This is a genomic window from Acinetobacter sp. ANC_7634 (assembly GCF_056779875.1).
The window spans coordinates 674,916-696,544 of sequence record NZ_JBWYIT010000001.1; the positions used below are offsets into that span (position 1 = coordinate 674,916).

Sequence of the window (21,629 nt, forward strand, 5' to 3'; positions counted from 1 at the left end):
GGTGAAATATGGATGAAAAAGCATATAAAGCCATGACTGATAAATCCATTCCAAAGAAAAAACCACGTAATACGCCGTTGCCAAAAGCATCAGAAAAATATTTAGAAGCATTTGATCGTATCAAATACATGCTTGATCTATTGGAAATCAAATACGAAGAGTATTTTCATTTCAAAAGCACGAAACATTGGCGTTTTGATCTGCATCTTATTGAATATCGAATGCTGATTGAAATCGCTGGTGGTCCATGGTCAGGTGGTCGTAAAGGTAAATTAGCTAAAAAAGCGTGGAGTGTGGATCGATATGACCATGCCGAAGAGATGGGTTATCGATTCCAACAATTCTTGCCTGCCGACATTATGATGGGTCGTGCGTATATTTGGTTGAAACAATTGAAGGCTTCTTATGGAACAACAAATTCGACCGTTTCCACCTCAAGATCTGATTGATCAAGCCGAAGATGAAGATGCTATTCGATTAGCACCTGCACCTGAACTTTACCAGTGGGTAGTAAAGAATTGGCTCACCTTGGGTGGTGAACTTCACAACCCTGACCATGACCATATTGCTGAACTCATACATGACAACGAAGAATTCCTTGCATTCGCATGGGCATCAAGTGCCGCCGTGTCAAAAAAGCGTATGGTCCTTGGTCAATGCGAAAAAGTGATGTTTAACCAAGGTGGATGGAAAAAAGCACGCCAAGAACAACAAATGCGAGATTGGTTCGGCTTTGTGCCTCAATACCTGATTACTGTTGATGCTGCATTCTGTGAACAAGCCACTGACCGTGAATTCTGCCGTTTGATTGAACATGAGCTATATCACATTGGTGTTGAGCGTGATGCAGACGGTGAAATCATTTATAGCGATCACACAGGCTTACCTAAACATTACTTAGCTGGCCATGACGTTGAAGTGTTCTTTGGTGAAGTAAAACGATGGGGAGCAGATGAATCTGTGAAGCGATTAGTTGAACTTTCAAAACAAGCGCCGTTTGTATCTGAAAAAAGTATGGCTGCGTGCTGTGGGAATTGTCTAATCGGTTAGATTCAAATTTTTTTGCCCACTTTCCTTGATGTACCTTGATGGATGGTGATTTATGGCAAGACTTAAAAAACTCGAAAAAGCCTTTATTGTACGGTCACTTGCGCAGTTCATGACACCGACTCAGGTGGTAGAAGAGATCAAGGTAAAATTCAATATTGATGTCACACCTCAGCAAGTCGAATGCTACGACCCAACAAAGGTGGCTGGTGCTGATTTATCTGAAGAGTTTGTGGATTTATTTCATGAGGCACGCAAGAAATACATTGATCAGCCGATCTACAACATTGAAGGTGCAAACGACATTGTTCAGCTGAAAATCCTCAGTGATCTTCTGATTAAGAAGAAAAACAATACACGTGATGCAATCAAGCTTTCCGATCAGATTCAAAAAATCATCAAGGGCTTTTACGAAAAGAAATTTGAAATCACAGGTGCTGACGGTGGACCATTACAAAGCGAAAATGTTACCTACGTGGATGCTAGCCCTGAATTAGTGAAGCAGGTGTTAGATGAACTCGAAAGTAAATACTAGACCGCTTGAGATAAAGATTGAACGTGAGAAATGCGAACGTGAACATTTGTTTTTCACACGCCGTTTTTTCATGCCTCGTATGGGGTTTAAGTTCTCAGTCAATTGGCACCATGAATACATAGCTTGGGCCATTGATGAAGTCATTGCCGGACGAATCGAAAATTTAGTTATTAACGTTCCACCTGGTTCAGGTAAGACTGAACTACTGACCAATTTGATCGCACGTGGACTGGCACGGAATCAGCGTTCACGATTTTTATATTTGTCCTTCTCGCAATCACTTGTAGAGGATGTGTCATCCACGGCGCGAAACATCGTGAAATCGGCTGATTTTCAGGGCTTATGGCCTGTGAAGATCTCAACCAGTACCGATGCTAAGGCAAGTTGGAAAACGACTGTAGATGGATATGAAGCGGGGCACGTGTATAGCGCCTCAATGGGTGGTCAGGTTACGGGCCGCCGTGCAGGTACTTTGGCAGATGCTGGATTTACCGGTGCGATTATTCTGGACGATCCGCTCAAGCCTGAAGATGCATTTAGTAAGACGGCACGTAACAAGGCAAATCGTAAGATTCTGAACACAGTCAACTCACGTAAAGCCAAATCATCTACTCCGATTATTCTGATCATGCAGCGTTTACACGTTGAGGATCCGACTAACTTTGTGATGACTGGCAACGTGCCAGGGAAATGGCATCAGATCTCGATACCAGCACTGATTGATGATGACTATATCAACTCATTGCCTGAGCATATTCGTAAGAAAGTCCCGCGCGATGTGGAGCGTGACGAGAAAGGGCGTCAAAGCTATTGGCCATTGAAAGAGTCGTTACAGTCATTACTGCAGTTAGAGAAAGGCGGTCAGGATAAAGACGGCGCTACAGTGTCGCGTTATACGTTCAGCAGTCAGTACCAGCAAGAGCCTAAAAAGCTTGGTGGTGATCTTGTTAAGGCTGAATGGTTCGATCGGTACCATGAGTTACCAGTACTCAAGTGGCGTGCGATATGGGCAGATACGGCGCAAAAAACCAAAGAGCATAACGACTATTCAGTGTTCTTATGTGCAGGGCTTGGTTATGACAATCGCCTGTACATCATCGACGTGCGCCGTGGCAAATGGGAAGCACCTGAGCTGATTAAGGAAGCTAAGGCTTTCATCAATAAGCATAAGGAAAGCAACACCAAGATCGGCAAGCTTCGATACATGGCCATCGAGGATAAAGCATCAGGCACGATGCTGATTCAAAACATTTCGCGTGAAACCACATTACCGATCAAAGCGATTCAGCGTGATACAGACAAGCTGACTCGTACTATGGATGTGGTGTTCTACGTTGAAGATCGCCGTGTTGTTCTACCTGTGAGTGCGACGTGGTTATTGAATTATGTTGAAGAAATCGAGGGTCTTAAAGCCGACTTCACACATGAGCATGATGACCAATGGGACCCTACCATCGATGCGATTAATGACTCACTTGCGAAAAAGCCGACTGTATTTGATTAGAGGTATTTATGGCTAAAGATAAAAAGTCTGATACAGGCGGTAAAATTAAAACGCTTGTAGCAGATGCAGTAAAACAGGCAATCAACGCTATTGGTGATGCTGGTGCATATACCAACTTGGTATCCAATATTGGTACCGAGCGTGACAAAGCCACAGGTGGCAAGTTCGTCCGTAAAGACATTGATGATGATCAGCTTGAAGCGGTGTACCAGAACTGGCTCGCACGCCGTATTGTGAATCGTCCTGCATCTGACATGCTGCGTGCTGGATGGTTCTATGAAGGCATTCAAGGTGATGATTTAAAACGCCTTGAGGAAGCGTGTAAGGCATTTAACTTAGAGCATGTGCTTTTATCGGGCTTAATCCTTTCTCGCCTCTACGGCGTTGTGTACATTCTGCTTGGAACGGCAGACGGAGCTGCTCTAGATCAACCTTTAGATATTTCTAAACTTGGTCAAGGTCGTTTGGAATTCTTTACGGTCGTGAAAAAGAAATACATCACGGCGGATAAAAACAGTTATTTGCCGCCGTCGGCATGCTGTGGATTGCTAAAACAGCCTGAATTTTACGAAATGAAAATGGGGAATGAAGCGAAAAAGCGCATTCACCATACTCGTCTAATTCGCATTGCTCATGCCGATGTGGTGAATGAAGAGCCTCAAAGCATCTTGCAAGAGGTCTATGAGGATCTGCTGGATCATGCCAGTGTGAAGCGTGGATCTGCTAGCCTTATTCATGAATCAAAGATTGATGTCATTCAAACGCCGAACTTGGTCGATAAGATTAGAGAGGATATGAAAGGCGTCATGGAACGTTTCATGTCTGTGGGGCTGATGAAAAGCCTAAACGGTATGTTAGTCCTTGATGCTGAAGAAAAGTACGAATCAAAAACGTATAGTTTCGGCGGCTTGCCTGACATGATGCGTGAATTCTCTGTTCAGACGGCAGGCGCGGCAGATATCCCTTATACGATTCTGTTTGGCCAATCACCTGCAGGTATGAATGCAACTGGTGAGCATGACACTCGTAATTATTACGACTCGATTGCTACTAAGCAGGAATGGGACCTTAAGCCGATCTTGATGAAGTTTCTCGCTATGATCTGTCAGTCCACGTTTGGGCGTCAAATACCTGAGCTGGATGTCGTATTTAATCCGCTTTGGCAATTGGATGCGAAAGTCCGAGCGGAGGTGGAAAAAGCCAATGCTGAGCGTGATGAAAAGTATCTCAACATGGGCATCATCACTGAACCACAGATCGCACGTCAGCTTAATATCGACGGCGTTTATTCAGTCATTGATGAAAAACACATCAAATTACTGGAAACCATGGTGAAGCCAAATGACGACGATCATACAGATCCTTAAGCCTCAGCTTCAGCAGATCAAGAAAAGCAAGAAAGGACGCAAGGCTAAGCCCAAGGCAGTCAAGGTCAATCGCCGTGTTGAGCTGTTCTATACACGTCAGCTTTTGGAAATCTCTAAATATTGTCAGGAACAAACCAAGGATTTTGTTTTACCTACGGTAGGGCAGAACATCGGTGATAGCTGGGTGACGGATCTATTCACGGCGTTACGTGAAAAGATGGTCAAGTACACCATGGAAGTGTCGGTATCTTTGGCCACTAAAGTGGTTATGGATACCAGCAAGGATGTTGATAAGCAGATTGCTAGTCATACCAAGACCATTCTTGGTGTGGACCTTACGCCGTTTTTCCGTGGCGCTGATATTCAGGATGAAATCGATAATCAGATTGCTGCAAACGTATCTTTGATTAAATCGATTCCAAGTCAGTACACTGATAAGCTTGAAGCATTGGTGATGAATGCCTTGCAGACAGGGCAAACTAATCAGGAACTGGCTCAGGAAATAAAAAAACTCGGTCATAGCACAGACTATCGTGCACGACTGATTGCAGCCGATCAGATGGGTAAGATCAACGGCGCTATCAATAAGAAACGTCAGACGTCTTTAGGTGTAACGACTTACGATTATTTAACATCAAAGGATGAAAAGGTTCGTCCGTTATGCCGAAGCCATCATGGTAAAACCTTTCGATGGGATACACCGCCAAAGGGAGGTCATCCTGGTCAAAAGATTGGATGTCGATGCACGGCGTTGCCAAACTATGAGGATATTTTGATCGACTGATTTAATAGTTTGATTTAAAGTATCTTTCGATATGCAGGGGATTACAGATGCATCAAGACCAAAAACTAGATATTTTGTTGGATGTAAAAAATAGAGCAAATAAATGGATTGGAAAGTATCTTTCTATGGATGTGGTTGATCCCCACTTTCAGCCTTTATTTGATGTTTTTAAAGAATCAAACTTCGATATCGAGTTGCTATTGAATATGGATTCAATTGAAATTCTACAAGTGACTAAAAATTGTTGTGAAGGGATTGGTTTAAGTAAATTTGATAAAGATTGTGCTTTAGAGTGTTGGGCAGCAGATGCTTCGGTAATGATGAATTCGCTTAAAGATCAATAGTAAAGTCACTTGTTGTTTTATCTAATTTAACCCACTTCGGTGGGTTTTTTATTGCCAACAGAAAGGTGATGTCATGCGTAAAAAGAAATTTTCCAAAGAGCGTTTTTATCGCCGTCTGGAAGCTCAAAACAAAAAAGCAGTATCCAAGTCAGAAACGGATTGGGATGTAATGCAGGGTGGTTATTCGGACTGCCAAATTTATCCAGATTTTAGTAATTGTATGGATCGAATAGATTTAGAAATCATTGCTAATAACATACAAAAGAAAGCGGAAGAAATAAGGGCTAAAAAGCCCTTTTTTAATGCCCAAAATTCAGCAAAACAGCCTGAGCCTAAACCTGAATTTGTGCCACCTCCACCATTGGAAAAAATTGAAGCATCTGAGCCTAATAATGACTCAGGATTGTTTGGTCAATGCTTATTACACATGGCAGCAATCGTAGCTTGTGCACTTCTATTATGCGGAATCTTACAAAAGCTGAGTCATTAACTCATGAAACTCATTTACCAACTCAAAATTGGTGATTTTGCACCAAGCGAAAGTACACGCTCATTTACTCAAGAAGGGTACCTGAAATGCGTCAACGTTCGCTTGGCCAAAGCACCGCAAGTCCGTCAATACTACGCTTATGAATTTCCAAATCTGGAAGGCTATTCAGCGGATCAGGTCATTAATGTCTATGTGGCAGCTGAGGACCTATTCAAACCTGAAGTCATTAAAGGATTCGACGGCGTAGACACAACGGACTATCACCCACCTAAGAATGAAATCAATGCTTCCAACTGGAAGGATTACCACATTGGCGAATGTTTCAATGTGCGCCAAGAGGGTGATTTCTTGGTCGGTGATCTGATCATTAAAGATCAAAACAGTATCGGTCTAATCCAAAACAATGAGCGCGTTGAGATCTCATTGGGCTACGCGGCTGATCTTGTCCTTGAACAAGGCACGGCGCCAGATGGTACGCCGTATCAAGCCAAATTTATCAATTTTAAAGGCAATCACGTGGCGCTGGTGAAATACGGTCGCTGTGGCGGTGATTGTCGCGTCGGTGACCAAAACCCAAACCCAAAGGGGAAAAAGATGGAAATTAAAGTAAACGGTATTCGCTTTGAGATTGGTGACAACCAAGCGCTAGCTGATGCTGTAAAGCAACAAGAAGACCAGCTTGAAAACTTAAAAGCAGCAAAACTTAAAGTCGGTGACAAACAATTTGCCGTCGGTGATGAATTGCCAGCTGTACAAGCGGTGGTTGATACCTTGCAGACTGAAAATGCAGAACTGAAGCAAAAAGTCGGTGATCTTGAAAAAAACCAAATCACACCGGAAAAGCTTGATCAGGTCGTCGCTGAACGTGCGTCAGTGGTTGCGGACGCCATTGCCTTGGTACCAGGTATCAAAACTGAAGGCTGTTCATGTGAGCAAATCAAACGTGATGTGATTGCAGCCAAAGCAGGTGACACATTGGTGACCGCTGTACTGGGTGGAGTCGCCGTCGGTGATGCTAAACCTGAGCAGATCGACACGGTGTTCCGTGCCCTGGCAGCAGTTAAGTCGACTACACCAGGCAATGCCGTCGGTGATGCATTACATCAACAGCAACAACAGCAAAACAATAATCAGGACCCTAAAGAAAATAAGGGTTATGACAAGTCTGCTGCATACAAAACAATTTAAGGGGAACTTGAATCATGGTTCAGCAATTAAATGCGGTGGTCGGTCAACGTGGCCGTTTAACTGCCAAAGAGGTTGTACTGTCATTACCGCTTTCAGGTCTGACTTTAGTCAATGATGGTGATGTGGTTGTCCGCACGACTGATGGCAAATCAGTAACGGCTGTGGCAGGTGCTACACCTACACGCTTTGGTGTGGTGGTACGCCACGGCGTTGGTAAGACAGGCAAAACGGCGGCTGACAAAGAAGCCTATAAAGCGGCTGATATGGTGCCAGTGATGTTTGAAGGTGCGATTTGGGTTAAGCCTTCAGCGCCAATCACTGACATTACTACTGCGGTTTACGTAAAAACTGCAAACGGTACCACAGCAGCGCCGTTGGGTTCTTTGTCGAGCTTAGCAACTGACGGAACAGTATTACCAGGTGCAGCATGGGAAACCGTGACAGGTGCCGATGGTTTAGCCCTTCTTAATCTTCGTGGAGCTTAATTAAACATGAGCAAATTAGCAAAAATGAAAGCGCGTTTAACGCCGATTTCACCTGCCATTCAGGCACAAGTTGGCGATGCGTTCAACATGGATGCATTGGCACAGCTCTTCGTCAAGATCGAAGAACAAAACGAAATTACACCACAGCTTGCACAGGTCCTTGACTATGCCAAGTTCATCCCAGTGACCAATGTAAATGCGGTTTATGGTGGTGGTGAAATTCTGTCTCGTAAAAAAGGCGTGGGTATCGGCGAAGACTATGCTGGTACAGGTGATGATATTCCGCTTGCAGAAGTTGAATACGATACTGTAAGCCTACCTGTGAAGGTGGGTGTGATTGGCTACCAATATTCAGTGGTTGAATTGGCGACCGCACAGCAAATGAACCTCACGCTTGAAGCGGATAAAGTTCAGGCTGCAAATTTGGCAGCTGAAAAGCACATGTCGAATGTGGCTTGGTATGGTTACACCAAAGCCAATGCGAGTGGTCAACTTGAACAGGTGAATGGCTTCTTAAACCAAACAGGCGTCACTATTGTGACAGGGCAGCATGATTGGTCTACGGCTACCATTGAAGAGGTTTTATCCGACTTCAATAATTCGCTGGCTGACTCAGCAGACCTGTTTGACGGTGATGCGTCTATTGAGCCTGATACCTACTTGATGGCATCAGCGCAGTACACACACCTTTCAACACGTGTGGTACCAAACTCAGGCGGTAAAACATTCCTGAAGTACATTGAAGAAAACAACATCTTCACCACTCAGGGCAAAACATTAACTATTCGTGGTTCTGGTCGTGGTAATGGCAAAGGTACCGCTGGTGCTGACCGTTCGATCATTTATCGCCGTGATCCATCATGTATCCAGTTTAAAGGTAACAGCGTTGAGTTCCTGACGGCGCAACCGAAAGGCCTGGATGTACTTGTGCCAGGCCACTACAAATACCAAGGTGTTTGGCTAAAGCGTGTTGATTCACTTCGTTACCTTGATCATGCATAAGGATTAAAATCTCATGGCTAAATATTCATACACTTACAGCGGCTCTAATGCCGCTTTTGTTTTTGCAGGCCTGGTAACTTTACCTAAAGGTATCGCCGTAGTAGTTGAAGCCAATCACCACAAAGCACTTCAAAAAAATAAGTTTGCTAAGCATTTGATTGATGCTGGTGAGCTGGCTGTTGAAGAGATTGCAGAAGCGGTTGAAAAACCTGCTTCAGGTCGTGGTAAAGGTGCACAATCAGGTAAAACTGATGAAGGTAAAGGCAAGGATGAATCCAAAACTGCTGAGCTCACGATTGATGATGTGCGTAAAGCGTTGACTGATCTTGAAATCACCTTTGCTGACGATGAAACCCTTGAACAGCTGCAAGAAAAACTTGCTCAAGCTACTGAATAAGGTGAACTATGGACCCACAAGCTTTTAAATTAAAGTTTAAGTACGACACAACATTATTAAATACTTCTGATGCTGAAATTGCCGATGCATTAGAAGAAGCTGGTCTTGTTGTAACGGCGCTTGAATTTGGTGATCTGAAAGAACGTGCTGTGGGTCTATATGCAGCACATATTCTCAGAGTTGCACATAAATCAAAGTCAGGTAACAGCTTTTCAGATGCATCAAGTATGACTATTGCAGGTCAGAGCGTGAGTTTTTCACGTTCGGGTACCGATGCATTTTATAACCAAAGTATTTATGGTCAGCGTTACCTGGCATTAAAAAATTCAATTCCAGTTGGCAATGATGGTACTAATCCCAATCGTATTGGTGTTGGTGCTTTCGTTGTTTAGGAGCAAGGCATGTCATTTAAGTATCAAGCGCCTGAAAACTTCAAAGCGACTTCGCTTGAAATTGCAGGCACCACGTACAAGGTTGAAAAAGGTGTGATCGAGTCGGATACCGACATTGCACACATCTTGGCACCACATGGTTTTAAACGTGCGGTACCTGAAACCAAAGCAGAACCTAAAAAAGAAACTGCTGCTGCAAAGTAGGTGATGTATGAGTGATTACCGTGTCGATGCTGATGTTGATTTTAACGAGGTCAATGAACGTGTACGTGCTGAAATACGGCGCACGGTAAATGCACTCACACTTAAACTTCAGCGCACCATTCAGGAAGACATGCTGACAGGTCAGCGTTTGAATGTGCAGTCTGGGCGTTTAAGAGGATCCGTTTCATCCAAGGTGGAAGAGGATAAGGACTGGATCGAGGGTACAGTCGGAGCTGGTGGTGCCTTGGTACCGTATGCTTTTGCGCATGAATTTGGGCTTAAAGGTGCGATGGCCATTAAGGCACATCTTCGGATAATCAAGAAAGTCTTTGGTCAGCCAATCACACCACGCCAAGTCATGATCAAAGCCCATTCACGTAAAGTGGATATGAAAGAGCGCCGTTTTATGCGTGATTCATTGGATGAAGTGGCGAAGATCGTGCCGAAGAATATTGATGCAGCAATTGAAAGAGGATTGAGCAGTGAATAGTGAAGCCATTTACCAGGCATTGTTTGACCGACTTTCATGTATTGATGGGATTAAAACCACCAGTCGACGCTTGAAGCATTTTAACCATGTTACTCCCGAACAGCGTCCAGCGTTATTTGTGACACAAGGCAATCAAACTGAAGTGCCTATCAAGGGCTTGGATGCCAAGGTTGAACTTGAAGCGGAAGTGTACGTATACATTCATGAATCAGATCCAACGATACCGCCGTCGGTACAGTTGAATCAGATGATTGATCAAGTACGTGCCAAGCTTGCACCTGATCATCCTGATATGTGCGAATACCAAACCTTAGGGGGATTGGTCGAGCATTGTTGGATTGAGGGCACAATCGAAGTTTTTGAAGCAGTTGAAAACATGCTCGATGACCAAGGGATTGCCATCATTCCGATACGGATCATTACCACTACCTAAAGCAATTTATAAATTCCATGACCGCCAATACGGCGGTTTTTCATTTTTAAGAGGTCGATATGGCTCAATATTTATTTGGTGCCGGTAAAATCTTTGCCACACCATTACAGGATGTGCACGGTAATCCAATCACCAATGGCACACCCGTTGAAGTGGGCGTACTGCAGTCAACGTCAGTTGATATCAGCTATGACTTAAAAGAACTCTATGGCCGTGGTCAGTTCGCCGTAGATGCCGCACGCGGTAAGGGTTCGATTAAGTGTAAAGCGACAATGGGTCGCATCAACGGCGCATTGTTGAATTCCATTTTCTTTGGTGGCGTAGTCACTGAAGGTGGTATTACTGCAGTCGCACAAACCATCAATGGTGAAGTCGTTGCAGCATCCGTAACACCAGTCGTTCCGAACAGCGGTACATTCTTGAAAGATTTAGGCGTGACTGATGCCAAAGCTATTCCATTAAAGCGTGTGGCGAGTGCACCGGTTGCAGGTCAATACAGTGTGGATGAATCGACAGGTGTTTATACCTTTGCATCTGCCGATGTGGGTAAAACGGTATTTATCAGCTTTAAATACACAGCGACGGTGGCAGGTGCCAAATCAGGTGTCGTAAGCAACTTGGATATGGGTTATACGCCTGAATTCAGTGTTGATCTGATGCGTGACTACAAGGGTAAATTCTTTGGTATTGAATTCTTCCGCTGTGTCAGCAATAAGCTTGCGTTCAGTTCAAAACAGGATGATTACGATCTACCTGAGTTTGAATTCCAGCCAATGGCCGATGATTTAGGCCGTGTCTTCAAATGGACTACTTCGGAGTAATACCATATGCAATTTAATCAGGTCGAAAACCCACGTGGTAACCCGCTTAAAATTAATGGCCAGATTTGGATTTTTGCGCCGTTGTCCTTAGGTACTGCTGAAAAGCTGATGCCAAAGCTTAAAACCTTTGATCCAAGTGACTTTGCTTTAGTGGTGGATGTTGCGCATGGCTCTTTAAAGCGTAACTATCCTGACATTACACGTGAATTTGTTGCTGATGAACTGCTTGACGTTGGCCACGTGAACGCCGTATTTGAAACGGTCATGGGGGCTTCTGGTCTGGTTTATACAGGTGAAGACGAGCAGGCCACTGATTCGGGGGAATAGACTGGGAGGAGCTGTACACGCATTTGGTGCTGACATTGGGCAAGGATTACGACTATGTGCGTAATGAATTGGATTTCCCAAGAGTTAAAGCATTGAATGCGTACCATAAGCAGTGTCCTCCCAGCCATGTTGGTATTCAGCGTCTTTGTCGGATCCTTGAAGCATTTATGGGGATTGATGACATTACAGGTTCAGATGATACGCAAAGCGATGATGAAGATGATCTATTCGCGGATCTGCAGAATTTTCCTCAGGGTGGCTAAGGCCGCCCTGATTGATTAAAGTATTTGAGTTGGTTAAAGTTCGCGGGAACTTTATAACAACTTGGATATAACCATGAAAAAAGTAATTGGATTGGGTCTATTAACTTTGGCATTGACTGCTTGCGGTGGTGGCGGGGGTAATTCCTCTTCTTCTAATAATGAGGGAGATAAAACACCTGTAGCTAATGCTGAAGTCACAGGTATTTACACTGGCAAGACCAATCAAGCGCAGAATGTTATTGGGTTGGTAGATAAAAAAAATAAATTTTGGTTTTTATATACACCACCTTATTCTAACGGAATTACTGGCTTCATGACTGGTGACTTAATTGTTTCTGGTAATACAGTAAAAGCGAATAAAGGCAAAGACTTTTATTTTGGTGGTAGTGCAGTTTACGACACATCTATTAATGGTACTTTTGAAACTAAAAAGAGCCTAAATGGAACGATCACTTATACGCCTTCAAATCAGGTTACATTTGACACTTTATATGATGCTGAATTAAATAACTCGGTATCCAATCTCACGACAATTGCAGGATCTTATATAGGTCAATCAGCGATAGTTGAAGGTATTGAAGAAGCAACCTTAACAATTTCAAATACGGGAGTGATTTCAGGTAAGGGACAAAGTGGCTGCACGTTCTCGGGGAAAATAGCAGTTGAAGAAAATGCACCTTACTACAATGTTGATTTAGCTTTTGGTTATTCACCTTGTCTCTTAGCGGGACAGTCTGTAAAGGGTGTGGTTTATTATGATTCATCAATTAAATCACTTTATGCAGTGGCAGAAAATAGCAATAGGCAGAACGCAGTACTGTACTTAGGAACAAAACAGTAATTCCCATAGTTTTGAAACTTACTTAAAGAAGCACCTTAGGGTGCTTTTTAATACCTGAAAATTTTCTATACCGCCTCACGGCGGTTTTTTTATGCCTGCGAGATAGGAATTATGAGCAACAATCGAGTGGAAGTGCACGTTGGTGCGAAGACTTCCGAACTTAAAAAAGGCATGAATGAAGCTGAAAGTATTGTCAAAGATACGGCGCAGGAGATTGAAGTCACAGGTAAAAAAGTGGACTTTCAGATTGACGTGTCTGGTGTGCAAAAGACCTTTGATAATCTTTCAAGCAATATCTCAACGCAGATGCTGGGCCTAGGTAAAAAAATTGCTGCTGGTATTGGTTCTGCCTTAGCTGTAGATGGATTGGTCAGTTTCACTCGCAATGCAATTAGCACCGCTTCAGAAGTTCAGAAAATGTCTGACATGCTGGGTGAATCGGTAGAAGACCTCCAATACTTTGCCAAGGGTGCTCAAACAGCTGGATTGTCATTAGAACAGTTCGGCATGATGGGTAAGGACGCGCTAGATCGGCTCGGTGAAGCACGCCGTGGTGAAGGCGAAATGATGGACTTCTTTGAAAAGGTTGCGCCTAAAATTGGTGTGACCATCGATATGTTCAAAGATTTAAGTGGTCCAGAAGTTATCCAGGCATATTACGATGGATTGGAAAAAGCCAATTTATCGCACGCTGAAACTATCACTTACATGGAGCAGATCGTCAATGATGGCAGTTTGCTTATTCCATTACTCAAAGACGGCGGTGCAGGATTTAAAAAATGGGGTGAAGAAGCCAAGAATGCTGGCGCTATCATGTCTAAAGATATGGTGGACAACCTCGGTAAGGCTAAAGAAAACCTTTACACACTAGAGCTTCATTTCCAAGGCTTTCAGGCAATGCTGATCAATTCAGTAACGCCTGCAGTGACTGCTATTGCGCAGAACTTTGACAATATTAAAGCTGTAGCCATCGCTTTAGGTGCTGCTATTTCAGCTAAATTGGTTGTTCAATGCGCCGTTTTGGCTAAAGAGTTTGTGATCGGCCTAGCCCAAGGCATGGCATATCAGATGCAATTGTCTGCGCTTCAGGGGCAGGCAATGCGTACCGCGACGGCGATGGGTGTCTTACGTAGTGCTTCAGCATTGCTCGGTGGACCTGCTGGCTTAGGTATGTTGGCATTTCAAGGTCTAGCGGCAGGTGCTGCATTCCTTTACATGAAACGAAGCAGTGACGAAGCTGTTCCAGCTTTAAGCACACAAGGTAAAAGTGTTGCTCAACTTCGTGAGGAATATGAAAAGCTTGATAAAGCCCAACAGCGTGTATTGACGCGACAAGCCACGGCAGACCTATCCAAAGCTGAGCAGGGTTTCCGTAAACAGGAAATTGCATTACTTGGCTTGGTGCGTGCGGTTGTTAATCATTCCGATGCATCAGATGCTGATAAAAAAGCAGCTAAAGAGCTCCACGATCAATATATTCAAGGCAAGCTGAATTCAGATCAACTAGCCACAGGTATTAATAACCTACGAACAGTTGAGTCTAAACATAAGGCTGGAATTGATGAGAAAGCTGCTGCCGTTAATAAAGAGCGTAAAGCAGTCATTGATGCTCAGGGTGTTCTAAAAACTTATAACCAAGTTGTGACACAAGGTACTAAGGATAATAAGGAACACACCAATTCCATCAACGATAAAGCAAATGCATTAGCCAATTTGACTGCAAAGCAGATGGAGTATGTTCGTGAATCTAACAAACAGTCTGAACGAGAACGCTATATTCAACACAACATGAACGTTGGTGGTGTGTCGCGTGAGCGTGCTGAGCACATGGCAGATGCTCGTGATAAGGCTGGTATGGGATACACCGCTAAAGACGGTGCAATGCCTGAAGCTGTTAAACAGGCTGAAGAAGCGGACTGGAAGCGTAAACAAGCAGCTGAAGCGCGTGAGGAGGCTGAAAAGAAAGCTGAGGAGACTCAAAAACGTCAAACTAAGGAGCTTGAAAAACAGCAACAGATCTTGCAGGTCAATGCACGTGTAAAAGCGAATGCTGAAAAGTTTAACTATTCAGGCTTTGAAGCCAAGTATGGCTTGCCGAGTGGCATGCTATCAGCTCTTAACATGCAAGAGACTAAGGGGCGAAATGTTGAAGGCGTTCAGACTAAATACGGCACGGCGAAAGGCAACTTTCAAATGCTGGATATGACCGCCAAGCGCTTTGGCGTATCTGATCCATTCGACACAAAACAAGCTGCTGAAGGCGCAGCCAAATACATGCGTTTCTTGCTAGATAAGTATGGTGATATCAACAAGGCTATTTCTGCTTATCATGCAGGTGAAGGGAATGTTGATCGTGGTACCGGTATTGGTCCAATTAATCGCCAGTACGTGAAAAACGTCAAGGGTTACATGGCTGGCGTTAACGGTGTAGAAGCAGGGACTGAATCTTCAGATTTTGATAAATCACTTCAAGAGCAAATCCGCAAAGCTGAAGAAGCTGAAAAGGAAATGCTAGCACTGCAGTATAAATATGCAGATGAAAGCAAGCAGGTTGCTTTAGATCTTAAGAAAGAACTAAGTGACATTGATTCTTCTATATTGTCAGCTGAAGAAAAGAAAGCTTTTTCAATCAAAGCTGAGCAGGAAGCCGCCGACAAAATCAAAGCGATTCGTGTTGAACAACTTGAAAAACTCAAGACGCTTCATGAGGAAGAGCTTCAAGGCAAAATGATTTTGTCTCAGCAAATATTCGAGCTAGAAATGGCACGTTTGGATGCTGATCTTGATGCTGGAAGAATCAATAATGTTGAAAAGGTACGTCTTGCAAAGCAACTTGAAGAACAGTTGTATGCTATCAAGCGTATTGGATTGGAGGAGCGCCTAGATCTTGAACAAGAGCTAAGTCAACTCACTGGGAATAGTTCTGGGGTAAGTGGCGTAACCAATGAAATCAGTGCATTAGATCATCAAAGATCGGTGTCTGATATCCAAGTACCAGGCATGATTTCTGATGCCCAAATGAAAGACTTTGAGGATAAGTTTGGGAATCTAACGTCACGAATGTCTGGTCTATGGGATAAAGGCATTCAGTCCATGATGAATGGCACGCTGACTTGGAAAAATGCCATGAATGCCATTTTTACAGAACTGGCAGGGGCATTTATTCAAAGCATGATTAGTGAACCACTGAAAAAATACGCTGCAAGTTTAGCAACTCGTATGGCGATTAAATTAGGGTTTATCAAATCAGAGACGGCGGCTGAAGTAGCTGGGCAAGCTGCACAGACTGGCGCCGTGGTAGCTGGTGAAGGCATGAAAACCGCTGCAACTTCAACAGGTGTAATTGCTCGTTTAGGTTTAAAGCTCATGGAAGTCTTAAAGTCAATCATGATGTCGGCTTGGGAGGCTATGGCTGGTGCTTGGGCAGCGCTTTCGTCAATACCAATCGTAGGTCCTGCTTTGGGTGTAGCTGCTGGTATTGCCGCATTTGCGGGTGTATCTGCAATTGTTGGAAAAGTGGCATCTGCTCGAGGCGGGTACGATATTCCTGCTGGTGTAAACCCTATGACACAACTTCACGAAGAAGAAATGGTTTTACCCAAACAGCACGCGAATACGATTCGTGCCTTAGGTAAGTCTCTAAGTGCAGATGGAGGCTTTGGCACACCTCAAACTCCAAGTCAGCAAGTGAGTAACCATTTCTCAATTCAAGCCTTTGACTCACGTGACGTAAAGCGTTTCTTTGAAAAGCATGGTCGTGAATTGGCGAGTGGATTAAAGGGCCATCGCCGTAATTTCGGTACCTAAGGGGGTTTTTGTGTCTGATGTATTATTTCCTGAATTACCTGGTCTTGAATGGGAGTTGTCAAAAACTCCCATTTTTAATACCAAAATAATGACGTCTGTGAACGGTCGGGAACTTCGCGCAAGTTACCAAGCCATTCCTAAGTATGAAATCTCAATGTCATTTGCATTTTTACGTGAATACAATGGTAGGAATGAATTACAGCAACTTGAAAGTTTCTTTTTAGAGCGCCGTGGTGCTTTCGATTCATTTCTTTTCAAAATGCCTGATGATTATGAGTTTAATTGCACTTTTCAAGGTGATGGCACGACAACAAGCTATCAACTTTATAAGCAGATGCATACATCCGTAATACCTTTGGCTCACACTAAGGCTGAGACAATTTTTGATGTGGATCCAACATTTTGGAATGAAAATGACAATCAGCAATTTTGGAGTGATAACGACGACGATCTGTTTTGGGATGATACAACTGCAATTATTTCAAAAGATGGAAAGATCACGTTATCCAAACCAATAGATGGAGGCATTAAGTTTGAAGTCGATGGAACATATTACTACCGCTGTCGATTTGCTGATGATGAACAACAGTTTACGAATTTCATGCATAAACTTTGGAATGCAAAAAGAGTTGATCTCGTTGGATCTCTAGGAAATAAAGTATGAGAGCAGCTTCTGCAAAACTAATTGCGTTACTTGATGCTGATCAGTTTGTGATGGCAGATCTTTATACGATCACGACAGTTCAAGGTGATGTATTTCGATATACCAATTATGACTTTGATTTGACTGTTGCAGGTCAAACATATAGTTCAAGTGGTCCCATCATCAGTCGTGAAGGGATAAGCCTGTCACTGGGTATTGAGGTTGATAATTTATCGATCGGTATTAATTGTATTGATGATAATGAATGGAACGGTATCAATGTTGTTCAAGCGTTTCATAATGGCCAACTCGACGGTGCTCGATTTAAGTTAGAACGCATATTTATGGATATGAATACACCAACGGACACCAGTGCCGGTACCATCAAATTGTTCGAAGGTCGAATCATTGAGCCTGACTTAGATCGAAATTCAATTCAAGCCAGTGTTGCTTCAGATCTGGACGAATTGAACGTGCAAATGCCAAGAAACCTATATCAGCCAAGCTGTACCAACACGCTATTTGATACGGCATGCGGTCTATTGCGTCAAAACTTTATGGTGCAAACAACGATTGAATCGGGCAGTACTACAGCACGAATTTTATGCCAGGTGAATCAGCCTCAAGGTTGGTTTACTCAAGGTGTGATTGAGTTCTTAGACGGTGGCAATGCTGGTCTAAAACGAACCATTCGCATGCATGAATCGGGTGCTTTGTTATTGACTTTGCCATTGTTGGAAGCACCGCAGGCAGGGCAACGAATTAAAGTTTATCCAGGGTGTGATAAACGTCTTGAGACATGTCAAAACCGTTTTAATAACTTTAGTCGTTTCCGTGGTGCGCCATTTATACCAGTACCTGAAACCGCAGTTTAACTAAATTTGTATTAATCCATACCCAGCCATTGAGCTGGGTTTTTTATGGGGTAGAAATCATGCCAATTCCGAGTCCTGCGGATTTTCGCAATAAAACCAAAAAGCATTCTGAAGTGCGTGAAATGCTTGCTGAAATGGCAGGTAGTGTTCCTGAAAAAAGTGATTTAATAGCTTTAAGTAACGAAACGGGAATGAATGATGCCAAACTGTTATTTTCAATCCAGATTTTAATCGATACGATAGCGCGTTATTTGACAGAATACGACATTAATTTTAATGATATTCAGTCTCAAAATAATTCTATTAAGAACAATGTTGTTAATATATTTGTAGCAGTTCAACAGTTAGTTGATGTGATCAGCACTCTTCAAATAAGCACTGATGAAAAAATTAAAGCGAGTGATGTTGTAGATCAAAATAATATTTTGAACTTGTACACAGGTCTGACTACTTTAATAACAGTAGTATCACAATGTAGAGATGATTTAGATGCTGTTAATTTAGCAACTAGAAATAATGCTGATGTATCGCAAAAACATCAATTAGCTATTAGCTCTTTAGTTGAGGGTGTTAATTTCATCGCTAATGAATTGCAACCTGAAGCTATTAAGCTAAAAGCATTGATGAGTGAGCATGAGAAAACAGTTGAGCTTTCTAAATTAGATGGATTTGATCCTGAAAAATCTGGCAGTAATGCAAAAATTGAATCTGAAAATGTAGTTATTTTATCATCACCAGATGAGCTGATTAGAATTGATGTAGAAACAAATCAAGCATTGCCGACGGCTAAAGGCCCAGTAATTAATACAATTAACACGATTAGTGTTGCAGGGCAGGTATTGAGTTGCTTTGGAACACTTGAAGTTCAAGGATCATCAAGTGCAAATTTTCCAAAGAAAAATTGGACATTAGGTTTCTTTAATAATGAATCAAGAGAAGATGCGATAAAAGTAAAACTAGGGCATTTAATGCCACATGATGAACTTGTATTCAAAGCAAATTTTGTTGACAACACGCATTGCAGGAATATTGCTGTAAATCGAATTTGGGATCAAATGCAAATGTCACGTTCTGGTTGGCCAAAGCGTGAACCTGATTTTGTAAATATGACAGGCGGTGTTGGTTTGGGGTCTTTACCGACGGGTGCAACTGGGCATGTAGATGGTTTTCCAGCTGTGATGTATATCAATGGTGAGTTTTACGGTTTAGGTTGTTTAAATATTGGTAAAAAGCGAGACAACTATAATCTTAAGAAAGATTCACCAAAACATATACAGCTTGATCCAGAAGGCGGTGTCAATCTCTATGCATTGCCTGCGACTCCGTATGATCCTGCGAACAGTAGTTTAACAAAGGCTGCATTTGATGTCAGACGGCCTGCAACCTGGAATGAAGAATCTCAAGGCTATTATGATCGATTTAGTGCTTTCTTGAAGATGTCAAAGTCTGGAATGGAGACTGCAGGAATTGATAACTACATAGACCGTAAGAGCATGATGGATTACATCATTCTTTGCCAAGTTTGTGACTTGTGGGATCACCTTCATAAAAACACTCTGTATACAACGTGGGATGGCAATATTTGGCATTTCCTACCTTATGACGTTGATACTGTTTTTGGGCTCCATTTTACAGGTGTTTATTACGATGCAGATGGTGTAACGGAATTGCACCCAGCCAACAAACTAATAGTACCAAGTACTGCTGCAAATAGCAGTTGGGGTACATTGGCAAAGTTCAGACTGATTTATGGTGCTGAAATTGATGCGCGTTATGCTGATTTAAGACGAAAAAATATTATTAGTATCGAAAACATTCTTAATGTTTGCGAGAGCCTAACACGTAAATTTCCAACTGCGCTTTTTGAAGCTGAAAATACCAGATGGAATTTAGTTCCTGGTGGAACGATTTATCAAACACTTCAACAAACTGGATCAACAAAACAAATATATGACTGGCTTTCAATACGATTGCCGTTGTGTGACAGCTATTTCAATTTTTCATCTTAGTAAATCAGGAGCAACTCAACATGAGTACGATTTTAATTAAAGATTCTTTACGTGCTTCAGTAGAAGCTGCAAGCGGTGGATCTCAGACTGTATTGTACACAGCTAAAGGTCAGCCAACATTCATGAATATCATTAAAAAGTTTGATATGAGTTCGGTTGTCGAAGGTTTAGCAGGCACACATCCAGCATTCATAATCAATGGTATTGAAAAGAGCGAAATATATGTTGGCACGTACTCTGGTACGATTCGAAACGGCGAGTTACTGAGCTTGCCTAACCAAGCGCCCGCGGCCTCAAGCTATACAGCTTACTTTAATGCATCTAGAGCAAATGGTGCGGGACACCACATGATGACAAATGCAGAATGGGCTGCATTAGCTCTAAAGGCATGGAAAGACGGCACGATGCCGCATGGAAATGGGTATTATGGCAGAAGCCATTTAGATGCAACACAATTTGGTCGTCGTGTTGATGGTGTTGATTCGCAAGCTGGTGTAACAACAGGTGATCCACGGATTTTAACAGGTTCTGGCCCTGTTTCTTTTCGCCACAACGGAAAATACAACGGTATATCTGATTTAGCAGGGAATGCAAAAGATATGCTCCAAGGTGTTCGAACAGTTCTTGGTGAGTTGCAAGTCACGACCAATAACGATTCAGCATCGCTGGATTTATTAACAAATGAAAGTAGTATGTGGAGAGCGATTGATGCTCGAACTGGCGATCTAATTTTACCAAATGGGAGTGGTACAACTCCTTATGCTGTTCGCGTTACTAATAATGCAAGTAATACAGATCCCTACACTTTGAAACTTACCGGAACAAATGTTTATAACACTCAAGCTTCAGCTAGTTTTCCAGTTTCATCTCAAGCTTTAAATGTATTACGCAAGCTTGCTATTTGGCTACCTCTTGATATATGGACTGAAAATACAATGGGTGGAAACAATGTTAATGTGAGTTCTGAAGAAACTGTGATGAGTCGTGGCGGTCACTTTTCCGAAGGTAATGGTGCAAATATTTTCTCTTTCAGATTAGGAGATAGTCGCAGTAATTCAATAAATGTTTTAGGTTCACGCCCAGCTTATTACAAACCATAAGGATAATTTGACATGACTTTAAAAATTGTAAACAACGATGGCCAAAAAGAAGTTCATAGCGTCCGCATTGATGATGGCCGCATTGAAATTATTTCGATTGAAACAGGAGCCAATGTATCTATCTCAGATATTGAAGAGCCTTTCCCTGGCTTCAAGTCAATCATTGATAACGCGGCTACTACGCATGAAGTTTTGGATGGTTTGACACAAACTAATCTTGATTATGTCTGGGCTCATGTCAGTGGTAAATTGTAAATAAAATCATGAACTAGGTGCTGCCA

At 42.7% G+C, this 21,629-nt stretch carries 26 protein-coding genes; all 26 read left to right on the forward strand.

The genetic code is table 11. The annotated features are described in order from the left end of the window. The first annotated feature begins 8 nt into the window (after positions 1-8). The 26 genes from AC1M9A_RS03290 (at position 9) to AC1M9A_RS03415 (ending at position 21,603) form a co-directional block, all read left to right on the forward strand. Positions 9-449: a hypothetical protein gene (locus AC1M9A_RS03290; RefSeq protein WP_481609614.1), complete on the forward strand. Its 441-nt coding sequence runs from the start codon at positions 9-11 to the stop codon at positions 447-449. After that, a complete protein-coding gene (locus AC1M9A_RS03295) occupies positions 406-1,050 on the forward strand; it encodes a putative metallopeptidase (protein ID WP_481609615.1) in 645 nt (214 codons plus the stop codon). Before AC1M9A_RS03290 ends, AC1M9A_RS03295 begins: the two co-directional genes overlap by 44 nt. A 52-nt stretch (positions 1,051-1,102) precedes the next feature. Further along, entirely contained in the window at positions 1,103-1,582 is a 480-nt protein-coding gene (locus tag AC1M9A_RS03300; protein WP_481609616.1) for a DUF2280 domain-containing protein, read from the forward strand. Then, complete coding sequence (terL, locus tag AC1M9A_RS03305; RefSeq protein WP_481609617.1) at positions 1,560-3,086, forward strand: phage terminase large subunit; 1,527 nt, start codon at positions 1,560-1,562, stop codon at positions 3,084-3,086. Before AC1M9A_RS03300 ends, terL begins: the two co-directional genes overlap by 23 nt. Before the next feature lie 8 nt (positions 3,087-3,094). Next, positions 3,095-4,453: a DUF1073 domain-containing protein gene (locus AC1M9A_RS03310; protein WP_481609618.1), complete on the forward strand. Its 1,359-nt coding sequence runs from the start codon at positions 3,095-3,097 to the stop codon at positions 4,451-4,453. Beyond that, entirely contained in the window at positions 4,428-5,237 is an 810-nt protein-coding gene (locus tag AC1M9A_RS03315; protein ID WP_481609619.1) for a phage head morphogenesis protein, read from the forward strand. Before AC1M9A_RS03310 ends, AC1M9A_RS03315 begins: the two co-directional genes overlap by 26 nt. Positions 5,238-5,284: 47 nt before the next feature. Continuing rightward, positions 5,285-5,581 (forward strand): hypothetical protein, encoded by a 297-nt coding sequence (locus AC1M9A_RS03320; protein WP_481589990.1) that lies wholly within the window; start codon positions 5,285-5,287, stop codon positions 5,579-5,581. A gap of 73 nt (positions 5,582-5,654) precedes the next feature. Beyond that, entirely contained in the window at positions 5,655-6,071 is a 417-nt protein-coding gene (locus AC1M9A_RS03325; protein ID WP_481609620.1) for a hypothetical protein, read from the forward strand. Positions 6,072-6,074: 3 nt separating this feature from the next. After that, positions 6,075-7,259, forward strand: coding sequence for a DUF2213 domain-containing protein (locus AC1M9A_RS03330; RefSeq protein WP_481609621.1), 1,185 nt, complete (start codon positions 6,075-6,077; stop codon positions 7,257-7,259). A gap of 14 nt (positions 7,260-7,273) precedes the next feature. Beyond that, positions 7,274-7,744 (forward strand): structural cement protein Gp24, encoded by a 471-nt coding sequence (locus AC1M9A_RS03335; protein ID WP_481609622.1) that lies wholly within the window; start codon positions 7,274-7,276, stop codon positions 7,742-7,744. Between the two features lie 6 nt (positions 7,745-7,750). Then, a complete protein-coding gene (locus AC1M9A_RS03340) occupies positions 7,751-8,746 on the forward strand; it encodes a DUF2184 domain-containing protein (protein WP_481609623.1) in 996 nt (331 codons plus the stop codon). A 13-nt stretch (positions 8,747-8,759) separates the two neighbouring features. Next, positions 8,760-9,143, forward strand: coding sequence for a hypothetical protein (locus tag AC1M9A_RS03345; protein WP_481588151.1), 384 nt, complete (start codon positions 8,760-8,762; stop codon positions 9,141-9,143). An 8-nt stretch (positions 9,144-9,151) separates the two neighbouring features. Beyond that, entirely contained in the window at positions 9,152-9,535 is a 384-nt protein-coding gene (locus tag AC1M9A_RS03350) for a DUF4054 domain-containing protein (RefSeq protein ID WP_179998030.1), read from the forward strand. 9 nt (positions 9,536-9,544) lie between these two features. Beyond that, positions 9,545-9,739, forward strand: a complete 195-nt coding sequence (locus AC1M9A_RS03355) for a hypothetical protein (protein WP_179998029.1) — start codon at positions 9,545-9,547, stop codon at positions 9,737-9,739. A gap of 7 nt (positions 9,740-9,746) precedes the next feature. Beyond that, complete coding sequence (locus AC1M9A_RS03360; protein ID WP_481609624.1) at positions 9,747-10,229, forward strand: hypothetical protein; 483 nt, start codon at positions 9,747-9,749, stop codon at positions 10,227-10,229. Beyond that, on the forward strand, positions 10,222-10,662 hold the full coding sequence (locus AC1M9A_RS03365; RefSeq protein WP_481609625.1) for a hypothetical protein: 441 nt from the start codon (positions 10,222-10,224) through the stop codon (positions 10,660-10,662). Before AC1M9A_RS03360 ends, AC1M9A_RS03365 begins: the two co-directional genes overlap by 8 nt. Before the next feature lie 59 nt (positions 10,663-10,721). Next, entirely contained in the window at positions 10,722-11,483 is a 762-nt protein-coding gene (locus AC1M9A_RS03370) for a hypothetical protein (RefSeq protein WP_481609626.1), read from the forward strand. 6 nt (positions 11,484-11,489) lie between these two features. Then, on the forward strand, positions 11,490-11,810 hold the full coding sequence (locus AC1M9A_RS03375; RefSeq protein WP_034581963.1) for a hypothetical protein: 321 nt from the start codon (positions 11,490-11,492) through the stop codon (positions 11,808-11,810). 26 nt (positions 11,811-11,836) lie between these two features. After that, positions 11,837-12,073, forward strand: coding sequence for a hypothetical protein (locus AC1M9A_RS03380; RefSeq protein WP_481609677.1), 237 nt, complete (start codon positions 11,837-11,839; stop codon positions 12,071-12,073). 73 nt (positions 12,074-12,146) lie between these two features. Then, the gene (locus AC1M9A_RS03385) at positions 12,147-12,914 is read left to right on the forward strand and encodes a hypothetical protein (protein WP_481609627.1); all 768 of its coding nucleotides are present in this window, start codon (positions 12,147-12,149) and stop codon (positions 12,912-12,914) included. A 111-nt stretch (positions 12,915-13,025) separates the two neighbouring features. After that, on the forward strand, positions 13,026-16,721 hold the full coding sequence (locus AC1M9A_RS03390; protein ID WP_481609628.1) for a lytic transglycosylase domain-containing protein: 3,696 nt from the start codon (positions 13,026-13,028) through the stop codon (positions 16,719-16,721). Between the two features lie 10 nt (positions 16,722-16,731). Beyond that, positions 16,732-17,385 (forward strand): DUF2460 domain-containing protein, encoded by a 654-nt coding sequence (locus AC1M9A_RS03395; RefSeq protein ID WP_481609629.1) that lies wholly within the window; start codon positions 16,732-16,734, stop codon positions 17,383-17,385. Continuing rightward, positions 17,382-18,239, forward strand: coding sequence for a DUF2163 domain-containing protein (locus tag AC1M9A_RS03400; RefSeq protein ID WP_481609630.1), 858 nt, complete (start codon positions 17,382-17,384; stop codon positions 18,237-18,239). Before AC1M9A_RS03395 ends, AC1M9A_RS03400 begins: the two co-directional genes overlap by 4 nt. Before the next feature lie 122 nt (positions 18,240-18,361). Further along, complete coding sequence (locus tag AC1M9A_RS03405) at positions 18,362-20,248, forward strand: CotH kinase family protein (RefSeq protein ID WP_481609678.1); 1,887 nt, start codon at positions 18,362-18,364, stop codon at positions 20,246-20,248. A gap of 20 nt (positions 20,249-20,268) precedes the next feature. Continuing rightward, positions 20,269-21,348, forward strand: a complete 1,080-nt coding sequence (locus AC1M9A_RS03410; RefSeq protein WP_481609631.1) for an SUMF1/EgtB/PvdO family nonheme iron enzyme — start codon at positions 20,269-20,271, stop codon at positions 21,346-21,348. A gap of 12 nt (positions 21,349-21,360) precedes the next feature. Continuing rightward, complete coding sequence (locus AC1M9A_RS03415; RefSeq protein ID WP_481609632.1) at positions 21,361-21,603, forward strand: hypothetical protein; 243 nt, start codon at positions 21,361-21,363, stop codon at positions 21,601-21,603. Positions 21,604-21,629: the final 26 nt, after the last annotated feature.

Coding starts and splice junctions, on each gene's coding strand:
- AC1M9A_RS03290 (WP_481609614.1), top strand. CDS start 9: ATGGATGAAAAAGCATATAAAGCCATGACTGATAAATCCATTCCAAAG.
- AC1M9A_RS03295 (WP_481609615.1), top strand. CDS start 406: ATGGAACAACAAATTCGACCGTTTCCACCTCAAGATCTGATTGATCAA.
- AC1M9A_RS03300 (WP_481609616.1), top strand. CDS start 1,103: ATGGCAAGACTTAAAAAACTCGAAAAAGCCTTTATTGTACGGTCACTT.
- terL (WP_481609617.1), top strand. CDS start 1,560: ATGAACTCGAAAGTAAATACTAGACCGCTTGAGATAAAGATTGAACGT.
- AC1M9A_RS03310 (WP_481609618.1), top strand. CDS start 3,095: ATGGCTAAAGATAAAAAGTCTGATACAGGCGGTAAAATTAAAACGCTT.
- AC1M9A_RS03315 (WP_481609619.1), top strand. CDS start 4,428: ATGACGACGATCATACAGATCCTTAAGCCTCAGCTTCAGCAGATCAAG.
- AC1M9A_RS03320 (WP_481589990.1), top strand. CDS start 5,285: ATGCATCAAGACCAAAAACTAGATATTTTGTTGGATGTAAAAAATAGA.
- AC1M9A_RS03325 (WP_481609620.1), top strand. CDS start 5,655: ATGCGTAAAAAGAAATTTTCCAAAGAGCGTTTTTATCGCCGTCTGGAA.
- AC1M9A_RS03330 (WP_481609621.1), top strand. CDS start 6,075: ATGAAACTCATTTACCAACTCAAAATTGGTGATTTTGCACCAAGCGAA.
- AC1M9A_RS03335 (WP_481609622.1), top strand. CDS start 7,274: ATGGTTCAGCAATTAAATGCGGTGGTCGGTCAACGTGGCCGTTTAACT.
- AC1M9A_RS03340 (WP_481609623.1), top strand. CDS start 7,751: ATGAGCAAATTAGCAAAAATGAAAGCGCGTTTAACGCCGATTTCACCT.
- AC1M9A_RS03345 (WP_481588151.1), top strand. CDS start 8,760: ATGGCTAAATATTCATACACTTACAGCGGCTCTAATGCCGCTTTTGTT.
- AC1M9A_RS03350 (WP_179998030.1), top strand. CDS start 9,152: ATGGACCCACAAGCTTTTAAATTAAAGTTTAAGTACGACACAACATTA.
- AC1M9A_RS03355 (WP_179998029.1), top strand. CDS start 9,545: ATGTCATTTAAGTATCAAGCGCCTGAAAACTTCAAAGCGACTTCGCTT.
- AC1M9A_RS03360 (WP_481609624.1), top strand. CDS start 9,747: ATGAGTGATTACCGTGTCGATGCTGATGTTGATTTTAACGAGGTCAAT.
- AC1M9A_RS03370 (WP_481609626.1), top strand. CDS start 10,722: ATGGCTCAATATTTATTTGGTGCCGGTAAAATCTTTGCCACACCATTA.
- AC1M9A_RS03375 (WP_034581963.1), top strand. CDS start 11,490: ATGCAATTTAATCAGGTCGAAAACCCACGTGGTAACCCGCTTAAAATT.
- AC1M9A_RS03385 (WP_481609627.1), top strand. CDS start 12,147: ATGAAAAAAGTAATTGGATTGGGTCTATTAACTTTGGCATTGACTGCT.
- AC1M9A_RS03390 (WP_481609628.1), top strand. CDS start 13,026: ATGAGCAACAATCGAGTGGAAGTGCACGTTGGTGCGAAGACTTCCGAA.
- AC1M9A_RS03400 (WP_481609630.1), top strand. CDS start 17,382: ATGAGAGCAGCTTCTGCAAAACTAATTGCGTTACTTGATGCTGATCAG.
- AC1M9A_RS03405 (WP_481609678.1), top strand. CDS start 18,362: ATGCTTGCTGAAATGGCAGGTAGTGTTCCTGAAAAAAGTGATTTAATA.
- AC1M9A_RS03410 (WP_481609631.1), top strand. CDS start 20,269: ATGAGTACGATTTTAATTAAAGATTCTTTACGTGCTTCAGTAGAAGCT.
- AC1M9A_RS03415 (WP_481609632.1), top strand. CDS start 21,361: ATGACTTTAAAAATTGTAAACAACGATGGCCAAAAAGAAGTTCATAGC.